Source organism: Parapedobacter sp. ISTM3, assembly GCF_016533505.1.
Lineage (GTDB): Bacteria > Bacteroidota > Bacteroidia > Sphingobacteriales > Sphingobacteriaceae > Parapedobacter > Parapedobacter luteus.
Window position 1 is genome coordinate 90,559 of the sequence record NZ_JAENGN010000009.1, and the last position, 22,822, is coordinate 113,380.

Here is a 22,822-nt window from a genome sequence, read left to right on the forward strand (position 1 = left end):
CGTGCATTCGTACCGTTAAGCATTTAAAGCCTTTACGAAGTAAAATGAATAATAATTTACAGATGAAACAAGTGTGCTATATAAAGCTGGTGGGAATAATCTTTTTATCGCTTGCTTGCGGAGGGAACGCCAAGCATCGGGGTCAACTTAACGGTGATTCCGATACGCTTGCCGAGCAGTTGCCTGAACGGGCAACCATCGGCGAAGGCGCCTATTTAAAAGGTGAGCTCCTTTATCCGCTGGATAACAGGCCTACGCCGGAGTGCCATGCGTCAACAATCGTTGAAACACCTGATGGGCTGGTCGCCGCGTTTTTTGCCGGTACCGAAGAGGGACATCCGGATGTGGGCATTCGTGTATCGCGATTGGTAGACGGTACATGGACATGGCCTGAGGAAGTGGTCAACGGTGTACAGAACGACACATTGCGTTATCCGTGCTGGAATCCGGTGCTGTTCCAACCAACGGGTGGGGATTTGATGTTGTTTTATAAAGTCGGGCCCAGCCCGCAAACCTGGTGGGGGATGGTCATCACGTCGAATGACAATGGTGTTACCTGGTCACAGGCTCATAAATTGGGTGAGGACGCCGCCGTTGGCCACTTGCTTGGCCCTATCAAGAACAAACCGGTTGAGTTGGCAAACGGGACCATCATCAGTCCGACAAGTATTGAATATCCTCGTGACGGCGACGATCAAGACTGGCGCGTATATTTTGAGATCAGCAGCGATAAAGGGCAAAGCTGGGAAGTGGTGGGGCCCATCAATGATGGCATCGAATTCGATGCAATCCAGCCCAGTATATTAACCTATCCAGACGGCAAATTGCAAGTGATTTGCCGGAGCCGCGAGCATGTGTTGGTCGAAAGCTGGTCCGAAGATCAGGGGAGGACCTGGAGTAAGGTGACGGCGACCGGATTGCCTAACCCCAACTCGGGGACGGACGCAGTAACGTTACAGGATGGCCGTCAATTGCTGGTATATAATCATTCGACCCGCCAAGGGGCAGAACCTAAAGGAAGGAATATATTAAATGTCGCATTGTCCGATGACGGAAAAGATTGGACGCCGGTGATGACATTGGAAAACGAACCTATCCAAGATGGCTACGCCTATCCAGCTGTTATCCAGTCGGCTGACGGACTGGTTCATATCACATACACGTACAACAGAAGAACGATAAAGTATGTGGTATTGGATCCAAAACAGTTGTAGCAGGGCCCAGCGGTACAGCGGCAGGAACGGAGAAAACGTTCAGATGTTGAGAAATTCCCGATGTTTCCAGCTGTTGGAGTTTGGGCTGGAACGCTCACTTCGTTCACGCTCCTAGGCCCAAACGCCAACAGCTGGAAACAAACCGGCATTTGTTGCACACCCAGCTGTAGCTGCATATCGTCCGAAATACCTACTTTTGTTGCGTGATCCAATGCGATGAAAGACTACAAAGCATATTTTATTATCCCAGCGCCCCCCGAACAGGTTTATTTGGCCCTTACCACGGCGGAGACCATCCGGCTTTGGACGGGCGATGAGGTCGTGATGGTTGCCCAACCCGGCACGGAGTTTTCGCTGTGGGACGGCGCAATAGTGGGGAAGAATCTGTCGTTTGAACCCGGCAGAAAAATCGAACAACAGTGGTATTTCGGTGAGCAGGAAGAGCCCTCCATTGTGACCATCAAGCTCCATGAACATAAGCACGGGACTTCAATGGAGGTAAGGCAAAGCAATATTCCCGATGAGGAGTACGATAACATCGTGGATGGTTGGCGTACTGAATATGCCGCTTCGCTTATCGACTTTTACGCGGATTGACCAGCGGGGAGATGTTTTTTTTTCCATAAGGATAATATCATACAATCCCTCGCTAACTTATTATATTAAGGCTCTTCCTGCCGTGTCTACATTTGGGGAGTAAAACGATGTAACAACGATGAAGCCCTCCCTGAAAAATAGTTTTCTATTACCTTTGCTTTTTGTGGTCTTGCTTTGTTGTCGTGGCGTTGGCATTTATGCGCAGGGCCAGCAAACCGTTGCATATCCTCCTTCACCAATCCCTGATAGAATCGTGCTGAACGTGACGGAAGATCTTTCCACCTCCATGGCGGTGACGTGGCGTACGAGCCGGGACGTCTCGGCTGGTGCTGCCCAGATAGCTATTGCGGATGCAAACCCTGCCTTTGCTGGCTCGGCAAAGACCGTCACGGCAGCGACACACTCCCTGCATGTTGAAGAGGTAGGGGCCAACTATCATGCTGTTGTATTCAACGGCCTCCGTCCCAATACCACTTATGCATACCGTGTAGGGAACGGTGAGTATTGGAGCGAATGGCTCCACTTTACGACAGCCGGAAATCGAGGAGAGAAACTGACGTTTCTGTATTTCGGTGATGTACAGGCTAATATCCGTCCATTGTGGTCGCGGGTGATTCGGCACGCCTACCGAGTGGCACCCGAAGCGCGGTTGGCGTTATATGGGGGCGACTTGGTCAACCGGGCAAATCGCGATGTGGAGTGGGGAGAATGGTTTGCCGCCGGTGGGTTTATCCACGGCGAAGTGCCGGCTATGCCTACCCCGGGCAACCACGATCATGCCGATACGGAGCAAGGGGATGATCGCATCAGTGTATTCTGGCGGCCGCAATTTACTTTGCCTGAGAATGGGCCAAGCGGGTTGGAGGAAAGCTGTTATTTCATCGATGTGCAGGGGGTGAGGTTCATATCCATCAACACCGAACGCTATGACGTCTCCAATGACGACCGGAAGAACCAGCGGGAGTGGTTGGAACGGTTACTGGCCGATAACCCCAACCGGTGGACCTGTGTCGTCATGCACCACCCCATTTACTCGACCAAACGCAATCGCGACAACGCCGAACTGCGGAAGGACCTGAAACCATTGTTTGACCGATATGGCGTGGATTTGGTTTTACAGGGACATGACCACACCTACGCCCGCGGTATGACAAGCATTCCCATGGATGACGGGAAGTCGTCCGGCACGATGTACGTCGTATCGGTAAGCGGCCCGAAAATGGCTGATGTATTGCAAGCCGATTGGATGGAGCGTAGCGCCGACCACACCCAATTGTTCCATGTGATCGACATCGAAAACGATGTGCTGCGTTTTAGGGCGTTGACAGCAACAGGCGAACGTTATGACGAATTTGAACTACATAAGACGCCGGGCGGTATAAACCGGCTGGTCAATCAAATCCCGATCCATGCCGGATCGCAATAAATATATTCCTTAATCAATGATGAAAAGCCTATCCATATTCTTGTTTTGCCTGTTTGCAGGCTGGAGTTCGTCGGTGGCGCAAGTAGTACCGTCCACAACAATCACGGTAGCCGACTCCACACTGGTATTTCCCTTGCAGTCTCAGCACGTGCATGGAAGCAGCGTCGTGCAATTGCCAGACGGCGATTTGTTGCTGGCGTGGTTCGAGGGGAGCGGGGAACGGACGGCGGACGACGTACGTATCATGGGCGCGCGCCTGAAGAAGGGCAAGCGTCAATGGAGCAAACCTTTCGAACTGGCCGATACCCCTTACCTGCCGGATTGCAACCCGGTACTTTTCATGGCAGGGAATAAACTTTTCCTGGTATGGATTGCTGTGCAGGCCAATAAATGGGAGCATTCCATACTTCGGATACGGTCGACGTCGACGTATACCGGCGAGGGGGCTCCCACATGGCAGTGGCAGGATAATATCCTCTTGAAGCCTGATGAAACGTTTGCCGCGGAAGTGGCCGGGAAACTTCGTATGTTACCGCCGTTACAGTCCGGTTGGTCAGAGTATGCACCGCAGTACGATAAGTTAATCATTGCGGCTAGCCAAGATATTACCAAGCGGAGCACCGGGTGGATGACGCGGATAAAGCCACTGGTGTTTACTGATGGACGGATTCTGTTGCCGTTGTACTCGGACGGATTTAACCTGTCGATGCTGGCCATTTCCGATGATGGTGGTGCCTCCTGGCAACCCAGCCGGCCGATCGTGGGCAGGGGTCCGATACAACCTGCGTTGGCCCGACGCAAAGATGGCAGCATCGTTGCCTACATGCGGGACAGCGGCGATGCGCCGACACGGGTGCAGCTTAGTGAGTCTCGAGACGGTGGCAAAAGCTGGAGTGTCGCCCGCAAGACGGAGATACCCAACGGCGCAAGTGTGGATGTCGTTGTGCTGGACGACGGCAGGTGGGCCATGCTGGGCAATGACGTAGATGACGGACGCTACCGGCTGAGCCTTTACCTATCGGCCGATGAGGGGAAAACCTGGCCAATACGCTTCGCGGTTGAAGATGATGTTTCCAAATCCGGCAGGTATAGTTATCCCTCCCTGATCCAAGGGATGGACGGGCGGCTCCATATGACGTATTCATTCCACCTTGATAACGACCGGAAGGCAATTAAGTATGTGGTAGTAACGCCTTGAGCATTGCCGCAAGCATGAACCGAGAACCAAAAAAACACTAAACACGATAACCATGATGAAATTCAACGTAACGATCCTTTGCTCTTTGGCGCTATTGATAAGCGCCTGTAGCAAGCCCTCGTCAACCCATACTGCATCGTCGTCCTATGCTGATACGGCGTTTCTGCAGGATTACAGCGTGAAGTACCACGTCGATGAAAAAGATGCCGCATTGTGGCGGGTATATGCCAATAAAGAAGGGAAGATACAAGTACTGGCTTCCACCGGTCTGAAACAGCTTCATGACGGCCGGTTTTTATACCCCGGGAGGGTCGTGGCCGACCATACGTATCGTTTTATGGCGGCAAAAAATATTGTGGATATGGCGCTGTGCCAGGGGCAATTTGTCTATTTGGATGGGCATACCATCTTCAGCAACGCCTGGTCCGGGAGACTCCACGTCGAACACCAACTGGATAATCCAACAGCGTTTGCAGCTAACGGTAGTTTGGAGTTTTTGGTGACCAATGGGCATGTGCTCCATTTTATACGACGGCACGCTGTGGCGTGGAGAGGACAGGTCCCCGAGGGCGGTGTGTTGCAGGTACTTGGCCATCCGGAAGATCAGTCGCTTTTCTTCCTGTTGGCCCCTGAAGCGCTGTACCGGTTTTCCGCAGCGACCAACCAATTGGAGAAAATCCACGAGGGGACCGATTTTACTGCCTTTGACATCGATGTGCGGAAAAACCAACTGGTCATAGGAACCGCCGATGGCTATTTACGCTATGGCTTGGCAGAAGGTAAGCAGGTGGGTGAGAGACAAAGGGCGCTTCCGTGGACTGAAATCACCGCTGTGCAAGTCATTGACGGCAACAGCTGGTTTGGTACACCTAAGGGTGCATTTTCCGTAAAGGAGAACGGCAATATCACTTATTATGCCAGCAAGCGTTGGTTGCCCGATGATCAGGTGGTAGCCATTGCTCCAGGTGGCGACGGCGCCGTCTTGGTATTGACCCGAAATGGACTGGGGCACATCTGCTTCAAAAAGATGACCCTGCATGAAAAGGCTATGTACTACGAACAGCAGGTGAGGGACAGGCATATCCGAAATGGTTTTAATGCTACGCTCACGGGCATGACTGACGGTGATTTCAGTACAGGATACCTGGGCGATTCGGACAATGATGGTCTATGGACTTCGCTATACCTGGCTGCGCAGGCATTCCGCTATGCCACGACGGGCGAGCAACAGGCCTTGGAACACTGCATGGAATCGCTGGATGCCATGGCCCGCTTATACGATATCACTCCCGTTCCGGGCTTCCCTGCCCGTTCCTTCGAACGGCGCGGCAAAGGCGATACGCGCCATATGCTGTCTGATCCCGAGCGTTGGCAGCTGGCGGAACATCCCGATTGGTATTGGAAGGCAACGACAAGCAGCGATGAAGCGATTGGGCATATCTTTGCCTTCGGTGTTATTGCTGAACTGGTCGATCACAAAGAAACGCGGGATAAGGCTATCCGGCTGATTGATACATTAATGGGCCACATCGTGAAAAATGATTACTACTTGGTCGATTATGATGGGCAGCCGACCACGTGGGGCAAGTGGAATCCGGAGTATGTGAATGGATTTCCCACGACTGTGGGCGACCGTAAACTGAACTCATCCAATATCATCGGTATGTTGCAGACCGCCTACCATTTCACGGGAAAGTCGGTATACAAGGAAAAAGCCTTTGACCTGATGGACAACCATGGTTACCTTGAAAACCTGATGCGACCGATGAGCGAGATAGGGAAAGCCCCGGAAGGCGCAGATGATTGGAGTAAGCTGCTTTCGGGTTCGTGGAACCACTCGGATGACGAAATGTATTTTGCGGGTTATTGGGGCCTGTACAGGTATGCGTTTAATGATACCTTGAAAGTGAAATACAAGGAGGCTATCCTCGATCATTGGGAAGCCGAACGCCCCGAAAAAGAAGGGGCTTGGAACATCTTTACGGCCATTACGGAGATCGATACCTTTGACCTGGACGAAGCGGTGTGGTATCTGAAGGAATATCCACTTGATTTGGTACAGTGGACGGTTACAAACAGCCACCGCAAGGACATTACCCTGTTGCCTCCCAACTTCCGCAACCAGACCATTGAAACGGTACTACCACCCGATGAGTTGAAAATCTCGCGGCACAACGCTAACCGTTTCATCCTGGATGGCGGTAACAACGGCGCTGCCGAAAACAGTGCTGGAGACATCTGGCTGTTTCCGTATTGGATGGGGCGATACCTTGGCGTGATTCAACCGCCCGCTGATGAACAGACACCATACACCAAGTAGGAATATTGATGATTTTTTCATGCAGCCTTTATATCAAATTAATATGCATTTACGTGTTGTAAATCAGTAGTTTGTGCTCGTTTAAATGGTAAGATATACAATTTAAATGCTAATATCCTACAAGTATCGTGGTACACTTTAAGTTAAATTTGAAGCGTTGTTCAAGCAATTGCCTTATCTTGAAAGGGGCCAAGAAAGACGAACGATAGCCGATTCTCGTAAAGAATTTTGTATAAATGGGTGATGAAAATGCAGTAAGTGCATGTAAACTCGTAATGTCGATTTATGGCTGAAAATAAAAACACCGAAACGCCGGGGCAGGGGAAATCAACAAGACGCTTGGTTTCGCTGGATGCTTTCCGAGGCTTTACCGTGGCGGGGATGATTGTGGTAAATAGCCCGGCAAGCTGGGAGCATGTGTACCCGCCTTTGCTGCATGCTTCCTGGCACGGTATTACACCTACGGATTATGTCTTTCCCTTTTTTATTTTTATTGTGGGTATCTCCATTGCCTTGTCGTACGGGAAGCTCAAAGCAGCGGGTGTCGCTACCGGCAAGGTACTTGGGAAAACGTTCCGGCGTGCCTTTCTCATTTTCGTCATTGGTATATTCCTGAGCTTGTTCCCTGATTTCAATTTTTCGGAAATACGTATACCTGGGGTATTACAGCGTATTGCCATTGTGTTTTTGGTGTGCGCGGTGTTGTTTTGGTATACCAACTGGAAGCAGCAGGCCGTCGTCGGTGCCGCGGCGTTGCTGCTTTACTGGATAGCGATGGTATGTATTCCTGTTCCCGGTGTGGGTACGGGTTTGCTGGAACCCGGTAAAAATCTTGCCGCTTGGGTAGACAGCGCGCTGGTACCGGGCAAAATGTGGCAGGGTACGTGGGATCCGGAAGGCGTATTGAGTACGGTACCGGCTATTGCATCGGGAATTTCCGGGATGCTTGCCGGCAGGCTTATTGCGGCCACGGCCATGTCACAGGAGCGAAAGGTGATCTGGCTCTATATTGCCGGGTTATGTGCCTTTGCCCTTGGTTCAATATGGGGATGGGGGTTTCCAATCAACAAAAACCTTTGGACAAGTTCATATGTGCTGTACACATCCGGGTTGGCATCGATGGTGCTGGCGTCTTTGTTTTTTGTCATTGAGGTGCAGGGACACGCGGCATGGGCTAAGGTTGGTGTGGTCTTCGGGAGTAACGCCATCGTGGCTTACGTGATAGGCAGCATATTGCCGGATTTGCTGATGCCATTGAATAGCTGGTATGTCGGCAGCGTGGTGGAAGGGGCGAATTGGCCTCAAATGGCATCACTGCTATGGGCTTTGGGGATATGTGCGTTGTGCTACATACTCGTTTATCTGCTCTATCGGAGGAAAATCTTCATTAAAATTTAAAAAGGATCTGGAGGCAATGACGACACCTTTGGTCAATAACATCACGGTAAGAAAACAACAACCATAATCGAAAAAATATGCTACTTCCTAAAATGAGATGACAATGAAACAACGTTTTACATTCAAGATGAAATGGGCAAATATGCTGTGCATTTTGCTTTCGGCCTGCATGTTGCAAGGCATTGCCAATGCCCAGCAGCAAAGCAGGGCTGTGTCGGGTGTTGTAAGGACCAGCACCGACGGCGCCCTCGTCGAGGGGGTTAGCGTAGCGGTCAAAGGTGCGGATACCCGGGCTGCTACCGACGCCAGCGGCAGATACACGATCAACGTTTCGGGAGACAATCCGGTGCTGGTGTTTACGTCGGTTGGCTACCAACAGCAAGAAGTTGCCGTAAACAACCGGCAGGTGGTGGACGTTTCGCTCGTGCCATTGGAAGAGATGCTCGGCGAGGTCGTAGTGACGGCGCTCGGTATCGAGCGGGAGAAGAAATCCTTGGGGTACAGTGTGGGCGTAGTGCAAGGCGAGGACATGGTCAAGGTTGCCCAGGAGAATATTTTCGGGGGACTATCTGCCAAGCTTCCTGGTGTCACGTTGAACGAAACGAGTGGGCCCGGCTCGTCGGTCAGCATGATTATCCGGGGAGCCAACTCCCTGACGACGGACAACCAACCACTGTTTGTCATTGACGGTGTGCCCGTGTCCAGCGGACTGAATAACCAACGGCAGATGGGCGACCGCAACATCGTGGACTACGGAAATGCGATCTCCGACATCAATCCGGATGATATTGAAAGCATCTCGGTATTAAAGGGGCCAAGTGCAGCGGCATTGTACGGTTCGCGTGCCGGTAACGGTGTTGTGTTGATTACCACAAAATCCGGAAGGAAGGGTGAACGTACTACGGTAAATTTTTCAACGAGCAACGTGTTTGAGCAGCCAGTTAAATTCCTGGACTTCCATTATATGTACGCTTCGGGGAATAGGGGCAATTTGCTTGACGAGGGTTCGGCCTACTGGACCGGACTCCCATTGGATCGCGGCATCACCGCTGTGCAATGGAATAGTCCTCTGGATGAAAACGGTGTGCCAATCCCTACTGAGCTCCGTTCGTATAAGGACAATATGAAGAACTTTCTGCGTACCGGGATAACATCGACAAACAACCTGTCGGTCAGTGGCGGCGGAGAGCGCAGTTCATACCGCCTTTCGTTCAATAACATGAGCCACGGCGGTATGATACCCAATTCCAACCTGCAACGCAATTCGTTGTCGGCTGTGCTGGCCTATGAGCTGAATAGCAAATTAAAATTGAGCACGAACATCAACCTTGCGCGATCCAATTCGGATAACAGGCCAACCACAGCCAACCGTACCGCCAATCCATTAGATGCGGTGATGGCTTATCCGCATGTCAACATTCTCGAACTCAGAGACTATTGGCAGCAAGGCCAGGAGGACATCCAACAGCGGTCGGTACACAACAATACGGACAATCCTTATTTCCTTGCGTATGAACTTAATAATGGTTTTGTGCGGGATCGCGTTTATGGAAATATCAAGCTGGATTGGAACATTTCTCCCGAATTTTCGGCATTCGGACGGGTAGCGTTGGACAAATCGAATGAAAACCGAGAGACTAAAATGCCCAAAAGTTATTCCCGGGCCGCACAGGGAGGGTACTACCTTCAGGATATCGCCAGTGCGGAATTGAATACCGACTTCCTGGTAACGTATCGCAAAGCACTTGCGGATGTGGATCTAAGTTTTTCGGGCGGGGGCAATTACATGCGCCAGACCTATCGCGACGCGTATATGGGCGGTGCTGCATTGACCATCCCCGGGCTGTACCGGATAAGTAACGTGCCGGCCAATCAGCTCCAGTACTCCAACGGTACCTCGGACAGGGCAATTTACAGCCTGTATGCCATGGGATCCATTGGCTATCGTGGGATGCTGTATTTGGATTTGACGGCGCGCAATGACTGGGCCAGCTCGCTGCCCGAAGATGGCCTGTCTTTCTTTTATCCATCTGCTTCCTTGAGCTGGCTGGCTAATGAGACTTTCAATTTGCCGAAAACCGTTTCATTGCTCAAATTCCGGGCCGGCTGGGCACAGGTAGGCAATGCACCTGGTGCTTACCAAATACATCAAATGCTGGGTACAGGCTTATATGGCAACCTGATTACATCTTCGGTACCTGCTGATTTGCGCAATCCAACCCTAAAGCCGGAAATAGCGACATCTGCCGAGTTTGGCGTGGATTTGAACCTTTATAATAATCGGCTGCGCTTTGAGGGAACCTATTATAACGTAGGCAATAAGAACCAGCAGCTGCCCATTCCACTGCCTGAATCGTCGGGCTTTTCCAGTACGTTTGTCAATGCCGGACTCATCGTAAGCAAAGGGTGGGAACTGAGCCTTGGCGGCACACCCATTCAGAACAGCTCGTGGACATGGGACGTTAATGCTAATTTTTACCGTAACCGTACTATCGTGGAGGAGCTTACCGAAGGCTTCCCCATCCTGACCATGTGGTCAGATAACGGCGGCGGTTCCTTTGCCCGGGAAGGTGAACGGCTGGGTAACCTGTATAGCAGGGGCTATGCATTTGTCGATGACCCCAGTTCGCCTTATTACCGATGGCCGATTCTTACTGAACGGGGTGAGTATATTCCGGTCAACGATCCGGATTCGCGGATGCTCGTCGGAAACTACAATCCTGATTTTCAGGTGGGGCTGCAGACCACCCTGCAATACAAGCGGTTCTCGCTCGGCCTTAGTTTCGACTGGCGCCATGGCGGACAGTTTATGTCATTTACGTACCGGTATGGCGGCTCCGACTGGAAGTCTGCCAGACAAATGCGCGAACTGATACCGGGTGGCTTGTATGACGAGGCTGATTTGGCGGCCATGCTAAGGTCGGATCCCGAGCGGTATATCATACCAAGAAACGGACATTTCCCGCGGGTAGGCGGATATGAGCAATCGACAGGTGGTTATCTTAATGACAATTTCGGCAGTCCTAACCAGGCTTATGACGGTGCGTTCATCCCCGGTGTGATTGCCAATGGCGACGGTACATACCGAGAGCACCTTGGTGGCCCAGGTACGGTTATCTATCCGGTGTCTAACTTGTTCCCCTGGAGCTACAATCAAGCCGTTACCTTTGATGCGTCATTCATTAAATTGCGGGAAGTAACCCTTGGATACGACATTCCCAAACTTTGGGGCTTGCGCAATGCGCGGGTTTCCGTGTTTTCGAGAAACATCGTCTTATGGACCGCGGCCAAGATTGGCATCGATCCCGAACGGGCGTTCCAAGCGCAATCCGGTGTGCAGGGAAACACCTCAACGATGTATCGCCAAGGCATAGAGCTGCAGAATATCATGCCCATGACCATGCCGGTAGGGTTTAAACTGGATGTCACGTTTTAATTTGGATAACGTAAAAACAAGACTAAAAAAAACACCATGAACAAGGGTAGTAAACTATATAAGATCATCGTGAGTATGCTGCTCATGCTGAGCTTCTCGTGTAAAGACCGGTTGGTCGAACTTAATGAAAATCCAAACGCGGTTGCCCCGAATTCGGCAAACCCGAATTTGATGCTTGCCCCCGTATTGTCTCAAGCCGCCAAGGGCTATTTACGACTTGGATTTGGAACGGTCGGCGGGGTGATGCAGCATATGCAGGAAGATGGCTGGTTCGCCGGCTATAACCATTACCAGTGGGCACCGGAAAACTGGGGGGGATGGTACGGGCCGCTGCGGACAAACGAATTGATCCTCCGACGTGCCGAAGAGCTGGGCTGGCCGTTCCACGCTGGAATTGGATTGACCATGCGGGCGTTCCTGTTTGGAGTGATTACCGACTTATGGGGGGATGCCCCTTACACGGAGGCCTTAAAGGCGGGGAGCGCAGACGCCATTACCCATCCGAAATACGATAGCCAGGAAGTTATTTACCTGGGGATCATCGAAGATCTCAAAGCAGCAACCAATATTTTTGCACAAAGGAATACGAACGGTATCATCGCCGAATATGATCTCTTCTACGGGGGAGATGCTGAAAAATGGCACCGTTTCGCCAATTCGCTCTTGCTGCGGTATTACATGCGCATTTCCGAGAAGCTCCCCGAGGTGGCGCGACAAGGAATAGAAAGCGTTTATCAAACAGGCATCTATATCCAAGATGCGGCGGATGACGCTACTCATGATTTCCTGGGCACCGACCGCGACAACTCCTGGCCTACGGCGGGAGGATTTACGTCGGACGATACCGATTTCCGGCGGCGCAAGCCATGCAGCACATTGCTTGATATCATGTTGGCCAACAACGATCCGAGGGTGCCAGTTTGGTTCCAGCCCGTGTATTGCCGTTGGGTAGCCGATCCTTCGCTCACTGTGCCCGTGGATCCGTATATCAGGAGAAACGGCGTACTGACCAATATCGTGTCATTGACGGATGTCCAGTATAGGCAGGAAATTGCCAATGGCAATACCTTCACACGACACTTTAACCCCAACACGTTTACGACAGCTGTGTTGGATACACGGGAATATGTGGGTATACCGCCGGGGCTCAATGCTCCTGATACCTATAATTACAACCCCACTCCGGGGCAAACCGTCGAAAATCAACATGTGTCGCAGCTCGCGCCAATCTTTAGGGAACGTACGGGCGGCGTACTCACCATGCGGTTGATGTCGGCCGCTGAGACTGCCTTCATCTTGGCCGAAGCGGCATTAAAAGGTTGGTCTGTGGGTGACGCGGAGACGCATTACAACAACGGTGTGCTGGAGTCGCTGAAAGCTTGGGAAGCTGATAACACGTATGATGCATTCATTGCACAACCCGGTGTTGCCTATGATGGCACGCTTGCGCGCATCATGGAACAAAAGTGGATTGCAAGTTTCGCGGCCGCCACCGAATCGTGGTTTGATTACAGGCGGACAGGATTGCCAAATTTGACGCCGGGCCAGGCTGCACAGGAACGCTACATGCCGTTGCGTTTTATCTACGGTGAAAATGAGCTGAATAACAACACCGCGAATCTTCAGGAAGCTTTAGGCCGGCTGGAGCCCCTATCACAGGATAGGGGGGCGAACAGCCAATGGTCAAAGCCGTGGATAGTGCAAGGCACGGGGAAACCCTGGTAACCGATTGCTTGGTGAAGATAGGAATATTGCTTATCACATTGTCGCGCGTCAATAAAATATGCATATTCGCGGGAACGATTATTAAGCTTATCCTGTAATGATGAATAGACTATCCTTCATTCGAACGGTTGCATTGGTTTGCAGCCTTTTGTCCCATTCACTGGGCGTTTTTGCGCAGTCGCGTTCCAATCAACTTATCCAAGTGGTTGTTTCTCCGGAAAGGCCTGATTGGACTTATGCGGTAGGCGAAGAGGTAAACTTTTTTGTGACGGTGCTCAGGCATCAAGCCCTGATGGAGCATGCTGAAGTGACCTACTCCATCGGTTTGGAAAAGATGACGCCGTTGCAATCGGGAAAGGCCACATTGAAGACCGGTACGGCGGCAGTCGGTAAAGCGCTTAAGCTGGATGAACCGGGCTTCCTGCGCTGCGAGGCACGCATTACCGTGGACGGTGTGGAATACCGTGGCATTGCCACGGCAGCAGTGGCCCCGGAAAGTATTCAGCCTACACAGCAACTGCCGGACGACTTCTGGGATTTCTGGAACGGTGCAAAGGCCGAAGCGGCCAAAGTACCTTTGGACGCCAAGCTGACGCTGCTTCCTGAGCGCAGTACTGCGAAAGCCGATGTATACCATGTGAATATCCAGAATTTCGAGACCGGCGCACGTCTTTATGGCATACTGGCCAAGCCCAAGGCTGCAGGAAAGTATCCCGCGGTATTGCAGGTGCCGGGAGCGGGTATCCGACCTTATGCTGGCATCGTGGATTTGGCTGAAAAAGGCGTTATCACCTTGCAAATCGGCATACATGGCATACCCGTGATTTATGAGGCAGGATTGTATGACGACCTGCGCGCGGCATCATTGAAAAATTATCAGTTTTTCAATATGGATGATCGCGACCAGTATTATTACAAACGGGTTTACTTGGGCTGTATAAGGGCTATCGATTATCTGTATTCATTGCCTGAATTCGACGGAAATACGCTGGCTGTATGGGGCGGCAGTCAAGGCGGCGCCTTATCCATCGTCACGGCGGCGCTGGACAACCGGGTGGATTACCTGGTATCATTGTATCCGGCCCTGTGCGACTTGACCGGCTATCTTCACGGGCGGGCAGGGGGCTGGCCGCATATGTTCAACGAAGCAAATGCCAAATTTATGGCAAAAGATGAGAAGATAGCCGTGTCCGCGTATTACGATGTGGTCAACTTTGCCCGTGCGGTCAATGTGCCCGGATTTTATACGTGGGGCTATAATGACGAGACCTGCCCTCCGACCTCCTATTATGCGGCTTACAACCAAATCGATGCACCTAAAGAACTTTTCCTTGTGCAAGAAACGGGGCATTGGACATTCCCTGAACAGCAAACGAAAATTCAGGAGTGGTTGTTGGCAAAGCTGCAACCATAGTTGTCCTCGGTCGAAAGCCAACGGTCTATAAGCAACAAAGCCCACGTGAATCTCACGTGGGCTTTGGATTAATAGCCGACGCCTGTACGCCTGGGTTGGCGGATGGTTGGCCATTGCTGCGGCTGCCCATCCCTGCCGGGGGGAAGCACGCGTTTTTCCCGATTGACCAATTCCGGTTCTTCACTAGCTTTGTAAGCAAGCGTCGCAATAAGGATGACGTTGGATTTCAGATCGTCAAAAATCAGCTTGTCATACGTGTCCAGATTGGTGTGCCACGTGATGGTACTATACCCCCAGGATAATGAACTCATCATGAAGGCTGGTATTCCTGCAGCAACAAAGGAAGCATGGTCGGAGCCGCCACCTCCCGGAGATCCTGGATAATCGGTTTGAATATCCCGGGTGATGTCGCGGGGGGCAGCTGCCATCCACCGGCCCATGAAATCATAGGCATGTAAGAATCCTGACCCGTTCAGATTGGCCACGCGGCCGGTACCGTTGTCCTGATTAAATACTGCTTGCGTCTTTTCCACGATATCCGGATGGTCAAGCACAAATGCCCTTGAGCCGTTCAGCCCTTGCTCTTCGCTCCCCCAATGCCCGATCAGGATGGTCCGTTTGGGATTGGGGTACACTTTTTTCAAGATGCGGGCTACTTCCATCATCGTTATCGTCCCTGTCCCATTGTCGGTAGCACCCGATCCGCCTTCCCAGGAATCAAAGTGTGCGGAGAGGATGACGTATTCATCGGGTTTCTCGGTACCTTTGATTTCGGCAATGGTATTGAACGTCGGTACGGTTCCCAGATCCTTGGAGTCCGTTTCCACCTTGATGCGCGGCTTATGACCATTTTCGGCAAGCCGGTATAAAATACCATAATCCTCCAGGGAGATGTCCAATGAAGGCACTTTGGTGGTGCGCGATCCGAAAATTTTGTTGGAACCAAACTCACGCGACCAATAGCTGGAAAGGATTCCTGCGGCTCCGGCATCTTCCAGTATGCGTGGAAGTGAGTTGGCTGAAACGCCCGTTGCCTGAATCTTCTGGTTCCAGGCTGCTGTCAACGAATCGCGTTCTTTCTTCATCTTTTCAATGGACTCGGGACGCCCGAATTGTTCCCAGTTGTGGTCGGGCCGTCCGGTAGGCTGCGGCATGGATATCAATACGTATTTACCCTTTACATTGGGTAGCCAGGCTTTGAAGGCCACGGAATCCCGTACATCGGGCAATGTAATGACTTCTCCTTCTACCGCCTTGCCGCCGGTAGTGGGACTCCATGCCAATTGGGTGCCTGCCAGTGTCTTTACACGTGGGTAGACCATATCGATGTGCGAAATGCCGCGGTCCCATCCCCGCCATTCGCCAAATTCTTCATAACGGGCTTCAATGCCCCACCCCTTGTATTTGTCAACCGCCCAATCGTGCGCATTTTTCATCTGCGGAGTGCCTACCAATCGCGGTCCTACCACGTCCAGCAGTTCGTGAGCAAGCTGTTCCAGTTGTGAATTGTTATTGGCTTCGGCTACGATCTGCTCTACGATCGGTTCGAGCTTTTGCTCCTGCATCATCCATTGCGGTTGTGCGGATGCAGTGGTCAAACCGGAGAGCCCCAACAGCAGGGACAGCGCTACCGGCTTAGCTGAGGGAAGGGGTTTTCGTAAAAAGTTCACATGTACCATGTCATTTTGTTTTGGGTTAATAAGCACTTTTGCGTTTAAAAAACGGACGATTCTAACGAAAATAGTTTGAAAAAACGATTGTATGGCAGAAATTTTACGAAGATTGTTGAATCTTTGCGTTGTTTTGCGATATGCTAAAGCCAATATGCTATATACTTGTACCAATATTGTACAAGAAGCATTGTGACGGGTGGATTACTTTTACGTTGTTTTCAAAACCTCAAGCAAACAGTTATGAGCCCACTACCGGCGGTCATAGCCTACGGACTAGGGACATTGGCGCTGGGCTGTAGCCTGATGGCTTGCCGTATAGAAGAAAAGCCGATGAACGTAAACGAAATACAGCTTACCAATGCCCCGCAGGGGCATACCATCCACAATACGCAAGTATTTTCTAAGGACGGCCAATGGATTGTTTTTGATACGCGAAATGATGATACCCAAATAGGCCGTACGGGTCGCATAGCGATGGTCAACGTGCACACTGGAGAAACGCGTACGCTGTATCAAACGCCAAACCAGTCGCCCGATGGTCCGGGGGTGGGAGCCGCGACATGGTCACCCGTGGCCGATCGGGTGCTATTCATCCATGGAATCCGGAATGCGGATGCTTCCCGGCCATACAGCATGACACGCCGTACGGGAGTCGCCATCGATATAGATCTGCCCGGACAACCGGTGTTTATGGATGCCCGGAACATTATACCGCCATTTACGAAAGGGGCATTACGCGGGGGCACACATGCGCATACGTGGAGCGGTGATGGACAGTGGATTAGCTTTACATACAATGACCATGTGATGGAGCAATTGGCTCAAACGGATTCAGCCGTAAGCGATCTGCGCATGGTAGGTGTGATGGTGCCCGGGAGGGTGGCCGTACCGGACGATGGATCTTTGGAAAACAACAGCGGGGAATATTTTGCTGTGGTCGTGACAGCGGTGACGGAATGCCCTACACGGGGAACTGATGAAATAGAACGGGCTTTTGACGAATGCTGGATTGGTACACATGGCTACCTCAAGCCGGATGGCAAGCGGCAGCGCCGCGCTATCGCTTTCCAGGGCAAGGTACGCAACGCCGAAGGCCGGGCGGTCACGGAGGTTTTTGTGGCGGATTTGCCGGATGATCTGACGGAGGAGGCCGATGGGCAGCCGCTGGCGGGTACCGCCACTACGCGCCCCTGTGTACCCGTTGGTGTAATCCAGCGGCGGATCACCTTTTCTGTAGCGGGCATAGAAGGCCCCCGGCATTGGCTCCGGACGACACCAGATGGCGAAATGATTCTCTACTTGGCAAACGATCACCGAGGCATCGTGCAATTGTTCGGCGTGTCGCCCAATGGTGGCGAGCCGCGGCAACTTACGGCCAATCCCTTTCCGGTACAGGGGCCATTTAACAGCGACCCGGATGGACGATGGGTAGCCTATACGGCGGACAATAGCCTATTCATCACCGAACTGGCTACCGGCGATACGCATCGCCTCACAGCGCGGTTTGAAGATGCGGATAAGCCCGTTGGTGCACCGAACTGGTCGCCCGATGGGAGCACCATTGCATACAACCGGTATGTAGGCGAAGGGGATGGGCGGTTTTTGCAGATCTTTCTACTCACCTTTCAGGAGCCATCGGTTTATTAAGCATCAGCATGCGCACCCACCCGGTTTGTTTTCATCAATTATACATGTTCTCGTAGTCCTCCATGGTTGTCCCTTTGCCAAAGTACCTAATATTGTAGGTAAAGCTAAGCATAACGTACCGCTGCAATACATTGGACTGCGAATCCTGGATATACGTCTCCGTGATATCACGCCGGATGTTGTTGTTCTGCCCGAAAAGGTCATATACATTCAGGCTGACTTCGGCTCGTTCGTTTCTGAGCAGTTTCTTCCCGATGGACATGTTGGCCAGAAAAATGCTGTTGTCATAGCCTTCTGACAATCCCGTATTAAGCTGGTGGTTGACGTCCAGCCGGTAGATCAGGTTCTGCCAGAGGATCCAATTAAAATTGATGCGGGTCGTCTGATTGAAAAAATTGTTGTCGAGCGTAGGACGCAGGGAATTCTGGACGGTATTGTACGACGATCGGGTCCAAATGTTGAAATCAATCCGGTCGCTGATATTGCTGCTTAACGAAATGCCTCCATTATAGCGGGTCGTGTTTACAGCATTTATTTGATCATTGATCATCCCCGGTCTGTGGGTGTAGGAGATACCGCCATGCAGATTGAAATTGGTTGGTAAAAAACGTATAGGCAAACCGTAGTGGAAAAATGATCGCAAATCCCAGTAACCATCCAGGTTGACCGGACGAGTGAGTTGGGAGCCCCGTTCGAGCACAATACCTTCTGCCAGCTCAATAGGTGCTTCTGCGATAGTCGTATTGGTGACCACATTGTTGGAGGTGACGGTAGACCGTACCATGGCAAAGAAACTCCGCTCGGTCTTCGGATTGTAACTCCGGTAACGGAGGTTGAACCGGTTGCTATACGATTGGTCCAGGTTTGGATTTCCGGTACGGAGGTGCAGGGGGTTCGAATTGTCGATAACCGCTTGCAAGTCCCCGACGCTTGGGGCGTTGGTGCGTGCGTCGTAATCAAATTCCAGGTTTTTAGCGTCTGTGATTTTATAGTCTAACCTTACCGAAGGCATTACGGCCCGGAACGTGCGCTGTAATGCGAATGGCACCGGGAATGCTTGGTCGTTTTTGAGCTGGGCATGCTGAAACTCCGCTTCGACCTGAATGCGGAGTCTGTCCAAGGAATATTGATAGCCTAACTCGGCTTCCTGGGTCAGGTATTTACTGTCGAAGGTATTACTGAGTACGGTGTCCAGTCGCACGCGGTTTCCCCAATCGTCTGTATCGTACGTCAGTTGGTCCGAGTCGTCTTTGCGTGTACCGATTTGATACTCCAGTTCGACCATGCCATGCTTGCCAAGCGGTTCTGTATAGGCCGCATTGGCTTGCCAGTCAAATCCTTTGCGCGTGCGCACAATTTGCTGGCTGATGTTCTCGACGCGCTCAGCGGGGTCAAAAAATACATTTTCTGCCTGTCTGTCGGCGTCATCATCATTTTTGTGATTGCCTGTCACCAGTCCCAATCGCATGCTCCGCCCGCGCTTTGCGAATCGGCGGGTGTACAACAGCCGGCTATTGAAGTCAATATCCGAGTTGTCGGCCAGGCGGCGGTTTTCAGTTTGGTTTATCGGACCCGGGTCTGCTAAGGTATTTCCGGTGAAAAAGCTGTTTTCCTTGTCATTTTGGGCAGAGAAGTTTGGCCGGAAAAGGATGCGGTTATTGCTGTCGATTTGGTATTCGAACCGCATATTGAACCGGTGGGCTGCGTTCCGGCGAATATTCGTGCTCGATTCGGTATAACGTTGCCCATCACTGTCCGGAAGCACGTATTCGCGGAAAAGCGAAGATTCGCCGAAGTTTTTGCGATGATTGAATAAGTAGCTGGCGTTGATTGCTATCTTTTCGCCCCAGTTGTCGGTGTAGTTCAACCCGATGCGGTTGGTGTTGATGATGCCATTCTGTGGGCGTACCTCGCCCTGGCTGTTTGCGTCTGCCGAAAAGTCTACCGCGTTGATGTTATTGGTCAGCCCAGTAATGGTGAGCCGCTGGCCCTCATTGAAGGCGTTTACGCTGGCTCCTGCCATATACCTTTCGCTGTCGCCGTACCCGGCGGACGATTTGCCAAAGAGCCCTTTGCGGCTATTGGGCTTGGTGACAATATTGATGGTTTTCAGGCGTTCGCCGTCATCAAACCCGCTGGCCTCGGCCTCGTCGCTTAGTTTGTCAAACACCTGGATGCTCTGGATAATCTCGGCGGGTAGGTTCTGTAACGCCGCTTTGACGTCGGTCCCGAAAAACGGCTTACCATCCACCAGGATCTGCGCGATATTTTCACCCTGTGCCTGAAGGTTGCCATCTTCACTGGCCATGCCCGGCATTTTCTCGATGAGGTTCTGCGCGGAGGCATCTTTCATCGTCTGGAATGCAGCGGCGTTGAATTCGGTCGTGTCACCGCGCTGCTTGCCTACCGGAGGCCGTCTGGTGATGGTTATTTCGTCAAGGAACCGCGATCCTTCACGGAGGTATAAGGTGCCGATATTGATATCATCGTTGATTTCCAGTGGCTGTTCTGTGTTTTCATAACCGAGGTATTGTACGCGGAGGACGTATTCTCCGTCTTCCACCTCTTCCAGCTCAAACGTACCGTCCGAATAGGTCACCGTCTGCCGGATAACGAGTGAGTCCGGCGCGTGAAGTAAGGATATCGTTGCATTAGGGAACGGAATGCTGTCACTGGCAGAGCGTACTTGCCCTTTGAGGGTGTGCTGCTGGGCCATGGCTGACTGCAGATATAAGCATGACAGCACGGCATAAAGTAAATATTTCATTAATGAAAGTATTGTTTTAGTATCTGGGCGCAACCGCACAAATATCAGACCGTCGTCGGCTGAATCGGCCGTCAAGCCCGCCTTGTCACGCGTTCGTTATGTAAAATAACTGTTAACTTACCGTATATATGAAAACGGCATATATGAAAACGGCGCAACTGTCATCCGATGGTTAGTTTTGCGCTATTAGGTTAGAACGGTCTGTGCTTCACCGGTGAGAAAACAAAAATTACTCGTACCTTTGTAAACTATGGAACGGACAGCAGTACTGGAGCAATTTGACGTCATGCGTGTAAGAAAGGACTTTCCCATACTCACCCGTACGGTGAATGGAAAGCCTTTGGTATACCTTGATAATGGCGCTACCACGCAAAAACCCCAGCAGGTGATCGATGCGATTGTAAACTATTATACGCAAATGAACAGCAACGTACACCGGGGTGTACACCACTTAAGCCAGCTGGCCACGGATGCGTTTGAAGTGACACGGCATAAACTGCAACCTTTTATCCATGCCGCCCATGAGCACGAAATCATCCTCACCAAAGGGACAACCGAAAGCATCAACTTAGTGGCGAATTGCTATGGTAAAGCGTTTGTCCATGCCGGGGATGAAATCATCATCTCTGCCATGGAACATCATTCGAATATCGTTCCTTGGCAGATCATGTGTGAGGAGCGTGGTGCGTTGCTCAAGGTAGTGCCCATCAATGACGCGGGAGAATTGGATATGGATGCGTACCGTTCAATGCTGAGCGATCGGACCCGGCTGGTAGCGATGACTTATGTGTCCAATGCGTTGGGGACCATCAATCCGGTTAATGAAATCATTGCGTTGGCCCATGCTGCGGGGGCGCCGGTACTGCTCGACGCTGCCCAGGCTGTACAGCACTTAACCATCGATGTCCAAGCGTTAGATGTGGATTTTTTGGCCTTTTCCGGACATAAAATGTATGGACCTACCGGCGTCGGTGTGCTCTATGGAAAGGAAAAATGGCTGAACGCCATGCCGCCTTATCAAAGTGGCGGTGAAATGATCAAAGAGGTGACGTTTGCCAAGACCACTTATAACGAGTTGCCATTCAAGTTTGAAGCAGGGACGCCGAATATTGAAGCGGGCATCTGCTTAGCACATGCGATTGATTACCTCATGGATATAGGCCTGGATAACATTGCACGGTATGAACATGAACTGTTGGACTATGCGACCCAGCGTTTGCTGCGTATCCCCGGACTGCGCATTATCGGCACCGCTAAGGAAAAATCGAGTGTCGTATCGTTTCTGCTGGATGGGGCGCACCCGTATGATGTGGGAGTTATCCTCGATAAGCTGGGTATCGCTGTCAGGACAGGGCATCACTGCACGCAGCCGCTAATGGATCGCTACGGTATCCCCGGTACGGTGAGGGCGTCCATAGCCCTATACAACACGCGGGAAGACATCGATGCGTTGGTCGCTGGCGTCGAAAGAGCGGCTTCAATGCTTATTTAGATCGGGATGCCGGGGGCCGAAGACGGAAGCCTGAGCGATGGGGCATTCGAATCACGGACTGCCGGCAATTGAACACAAAAAAAATGACCATAAACGAAATACAGGACGAACTTATTGATGACTTTGCGTTCTTTGATGATTGGATGGCCAAATACGAGTACATCATCCAGCTTGGTAAGGAGCTGCCGCTGATTGACCAACAATATAAGAAAGACGAGTACCTCATCAAAGGCTGCCAATCGAAAGTGTGGTTACATGCGGACCACCAGGACGGAAAGGTCTTATTCACAGCGGATAGCGATGCCATCATCACCAAGGGGCTGGTCGCCTTGATGGTCAAAGTATTATCTGGTCACACCGCGGAAGAAATAGCGGGTAGCGACCTTTATTTCATTGACCAGATCGGATTGAAGGAGCATTTGTCGCCCACCCGTGCGAACGGCTTATTGGCAATGGTGAAGCAAATGAAGATGTATGCTGTAGCGCTGCATCGGGCCTCGCTGTCGTAGCACTGG

At 51.5% G+C, this 22,822-nt stretch carries 14 protein-coding genes; 12 read left to right on the forward strand and 2 right to left on the reverse strand.

Going from position 1 to position 22,822, the window contains the following annotated elements; all coding sequences use genetic code 11:
• The first annotated feature begins 44 nt into the window (after nt 1-44).
• The 9 genes from JHJ32_RS13595 to JHJ32_RS13635 all read left to right on the forward strand — a co-directional run bounded on the left by JHJ32_RS13595 (nt 45) and on the right by JHJ32_RS13635 (nt 14,728).
• Nucleotides 45-1,214, forward strand: coding sequence for an exo-alpha-sialidase (locus JHJ32_RS13595; protein WP_217698152.1), 1,170 nt, complete (start codon nt 45-47; stop codon nt 1,212-1,214).
• Between the two features lie 216 nt (nt 1,215-1,430).
• Nucleotides 1,431-1,811 carry an SRPBCC domain-containing protein gene (locus JHJ32_RS13600; protein WP_079717761.1) on the forward strand — a complete coding sequence of 127 codons (381 nt, stop codon included), beginning with the start codon at nt 1,431-1,433 and terminating at the stop codon, nt 1,809-1,811.
• A gap of 118 nt (nt 1,812-1,929) precedes the next feature.
• A complete protein-coding gene (locus tag JHJ32_RS13605) occupies nt 1,930-3,237 on the forward strand; it encodes a metallophosphoesterase family protein (protein ID WP_200121305.1) in 1,308 nt (435 codons plus the stop codon).
• Nucleotides 3,238-3,253: 16 nt separating this feature from the next.
• Nucleotides 3,254-4,435 carry an exo-alpha-sialidase gene (locus JHJ32_RS13610; protein WP_079717763.1) on the forward strand — a complete coding sequence of 394 codons (1,182 nt, stop codon included), beginning with the start codon at nt 3,254-3,256 and terminating at the stop codon, nt 4,433-4,435.
• Between the two features lie 52 nt (nt 4,436-4,487).
• Nucleotides 4,488-6,755 carry a hypothetical protein gene (locus JHJ32_RS13615; protein ID WP_200121306.1) on the forward strand — a complete coding sequence of 756 codons (2,268 nt, stop codon included), beginning with the start codon at nt 4,488-4,490 and terminating at the stop codon, nt 6,753-6,755.
• A 285-nt stretch (nt 6,756-7,040) separates the two neighbouring features.
• Complete coding sequence (locus JHJ32_RS13620) at nt 7,041-8,153, forward strand: acyltransferase family protein (protein WP_079717765.1); 1,113 nt, start codon at nt 7,041-7,043, stop codon at nt 8,151-8,153.
• Between the two features lie 103 nt (nt 8,154-8,256).
• Entirely contained in the window at nt 8,257-11,589 is a 3,333-nt protein-coding gene (locus tag JHJ32_RS13625) for a SusC/RagA family TonB-linked outer membrane protein (protein ID WP_200121307.1), read from the forward strand.
• Nucleotides 11,590-11,625: 36 nt separating this feature from the next.
• Complete coding sequence (locus JHJ32_RS13630; RefSeq protein WP_200121308.1) at nt 11,626-13,314, forward strand: SusD/RagB family nutrient-binding outer membrane lipoprotein; 1,689 nt, start codon at nt 11,626-11,628, stop codon at nt 13,312-13,314.
• A gap of 97 nt (nt 13,315-13,411) precedes the next feature.
• On the forward strand, nt 13,412-14,728 hold the full coding sequence (locus JHJ32_RS13635; protein ID WP_200121309.1) for an acetylxylan esterase: 1,317 nt from the start codon (nt 13,412-13,414) through the stop codon (nt 14,726-14,728).
• A 68-nt stretch (nt 14,729-14,796) separates the two neighbouring features.
• Here JHJ32_RS13635 and JHJ32_RS13640 read toward each other — a convergent pair whose 3' ends face one another.
• On the reverse strand, nt 14,797-16,407 hold the full coding sequence (locus JHJ32_RS13640) for a M20/M25/M40 family metallo-hydrolase (RefSeq protein ID WP_233632653.1): 1,611 nt from the start codon (nt 16,405-16,407) through the stop codon (nt 14,797-14,799).
• A gap of 234 nt (nt 16,408-16,641) precedes the next feature.
• Between JHJ32_RS13640 and JHJ32_RS13645 the strand changes: the two genes are divergently transcribed.
• On the forward strand, nt 16,642-18,048 hold the full coding sequence (locus JHJ32_RS13645) for a DUF3748 domain-containing protein (RefSeq protein ID WP_233632654.1): 1,407 nt from the start codon (nt 16,642-16,644) through the stop codon (nt 18,046-18,048).
• 34 nt (nt 18,049-18,082) lie between these two features.
• Here the strand turns inward: JHJ32_RS13645 and JHJ32_RS13650 are convergent, their stop codons facing one another.
• Complete coding sequence (locus JHJ32_RS13650; RefSeq protein ID WP_200121310.1) at nt 18,083-20,815, reverse strand: outer membrane beta-barrel protein; 2,733 nt, start codon at nt 20,813-20,815, stop codon at nt 18,083-18,085.
• Between the two features lie 250 nt (nt 20,816-21,065).
• Here JHJ32_RS13650 and JHJ32_RS13655 point away from each other — a divergent pair, with 250 nt between their 5' ends.
• Both JHJ32_RS13655 and JHJ32_RS13660 read left to right on the forward strand, forming a co-directional pair.
• A complete protein-coding gene (locus tag JHJ32_RS13655) occupies nt 21,066-22,307 on the forward strand; it encodes a cysteine desulfurase (protein ID WP_200121311.1) in 1,242 nt (413 codons plus the stop codon).
• Nucleotides 22,308-22,390: 83 nt separating this feature from the next.
• On the forward strand, nt 22,391-22,816 hold the full coding sequence (locus JHJ32_RS13660) for a SufE family protein (RefSeq protein WP_079717769.1): 426 nt from the start codon (nt 22,391-22,393) through the stop codon (nt 22,814-22,816).
• Nucleotides 22,817-22,822 lie beyond the last annotated feature (6 nt).

Bases quoted from the DNA above. Each gene is read 5' to 3' on its own strand.
- JHJ32_RS13645 (WP_233632654.1), top strand. From the start codon at position 16,642: ATGAGCCCACTACCGGCGGTCATAGCCTACGGACTAGGGACATTGGCG.
- JHJ32_RS13655 (WP_200121311.1), top strand. From the start codon at position 21,066: ATGGAACGGACAGCAGTACTGGAGCAATTTGACGTCATGCGTGTAAGA.
- JHJ32_RS13660 (WP_079717769.1), top strand. From the start codon at position 22,391: ATGACCATAAACGAAATACAGGACGAACTTATTGATGACTTTGCGTTC.
- JHJ32_RS13635 (WP_200121309.1), top strand. From the start codon at position 13,412: ATGATGAATAGACTATCCTTCATTCGAACGGTTGCATTGGTTTGCAGC.
- JHJ32_RS13595 (WP_217698152.1), top strand. From the start codon at position 45: ATGAATAATAATTTACAGATGAAACAAGTGTGCTATATAAAGCTGGTG.
- JHJ32_RS13600 (WP_079717761.1), top strand. From the start codon at position 1,431: ATGAAAGACTACAAAGCATATTTTATTATCCCAGCGCCCCCCGAACAG.
- JHJ32_RS13625 (WP_200121307.1), top strand. From the start codon at position 8,257: ATGAAACAACGTTTTACATTCAAGATGAAATGGGCAAATATGCTGTGC.
- JHJ32_RS13615 (WP_200121306.1), top strand. From the start codon at position 4,488: ATGATGAAATTCAACGTAACGATCCTTTGCTCTTTGGCGCTATTGATA.
- JHJ32_RS13605 (WP_200121305.1), top strand. From the start codon at position 1,930: ATGAAGCCCTCCCTGAAAAATAGTTTTCTATTACCTTTGCTTTTTGTG.
- JHJ32_RS13610 (WP_079717763.1), top strand. From the start codon at position 3,254: ATGATGAAAAGCCTATCCATATTCTTGTTTTGCCTGTTTGCAGGCTGG.
- JHJ32_RS13620 (WP_079717765.1), top strand. From the start codon at position 7,041: ATGGCTGAAAATAAAAACACCGAAACGCCGGGGCAGGGGAAATCAACA.
- JHJ32_RS13630 (WP_200121308.1), top strand. From the start codon at position 11,626: ATGAACAAGGGTAGTAAACTATATAAGATCATCGTGAGTATGCTGCTC.
- JHJ32_RS13650 (WP_200121310.1), bottom strand. From the start codon at position 20,815: ATGAAATATTTACTTTATGCCGTGCTGTCATGCTTATATCTGCAGTCA.
- JHJ32_RS13640 (WP_233632653.1), bottom strand. From the start codon at position 16,407: ATGGTACATGTGAACTTTTTACGAAAACCCCTTCCCTCAGCTAAGCCG.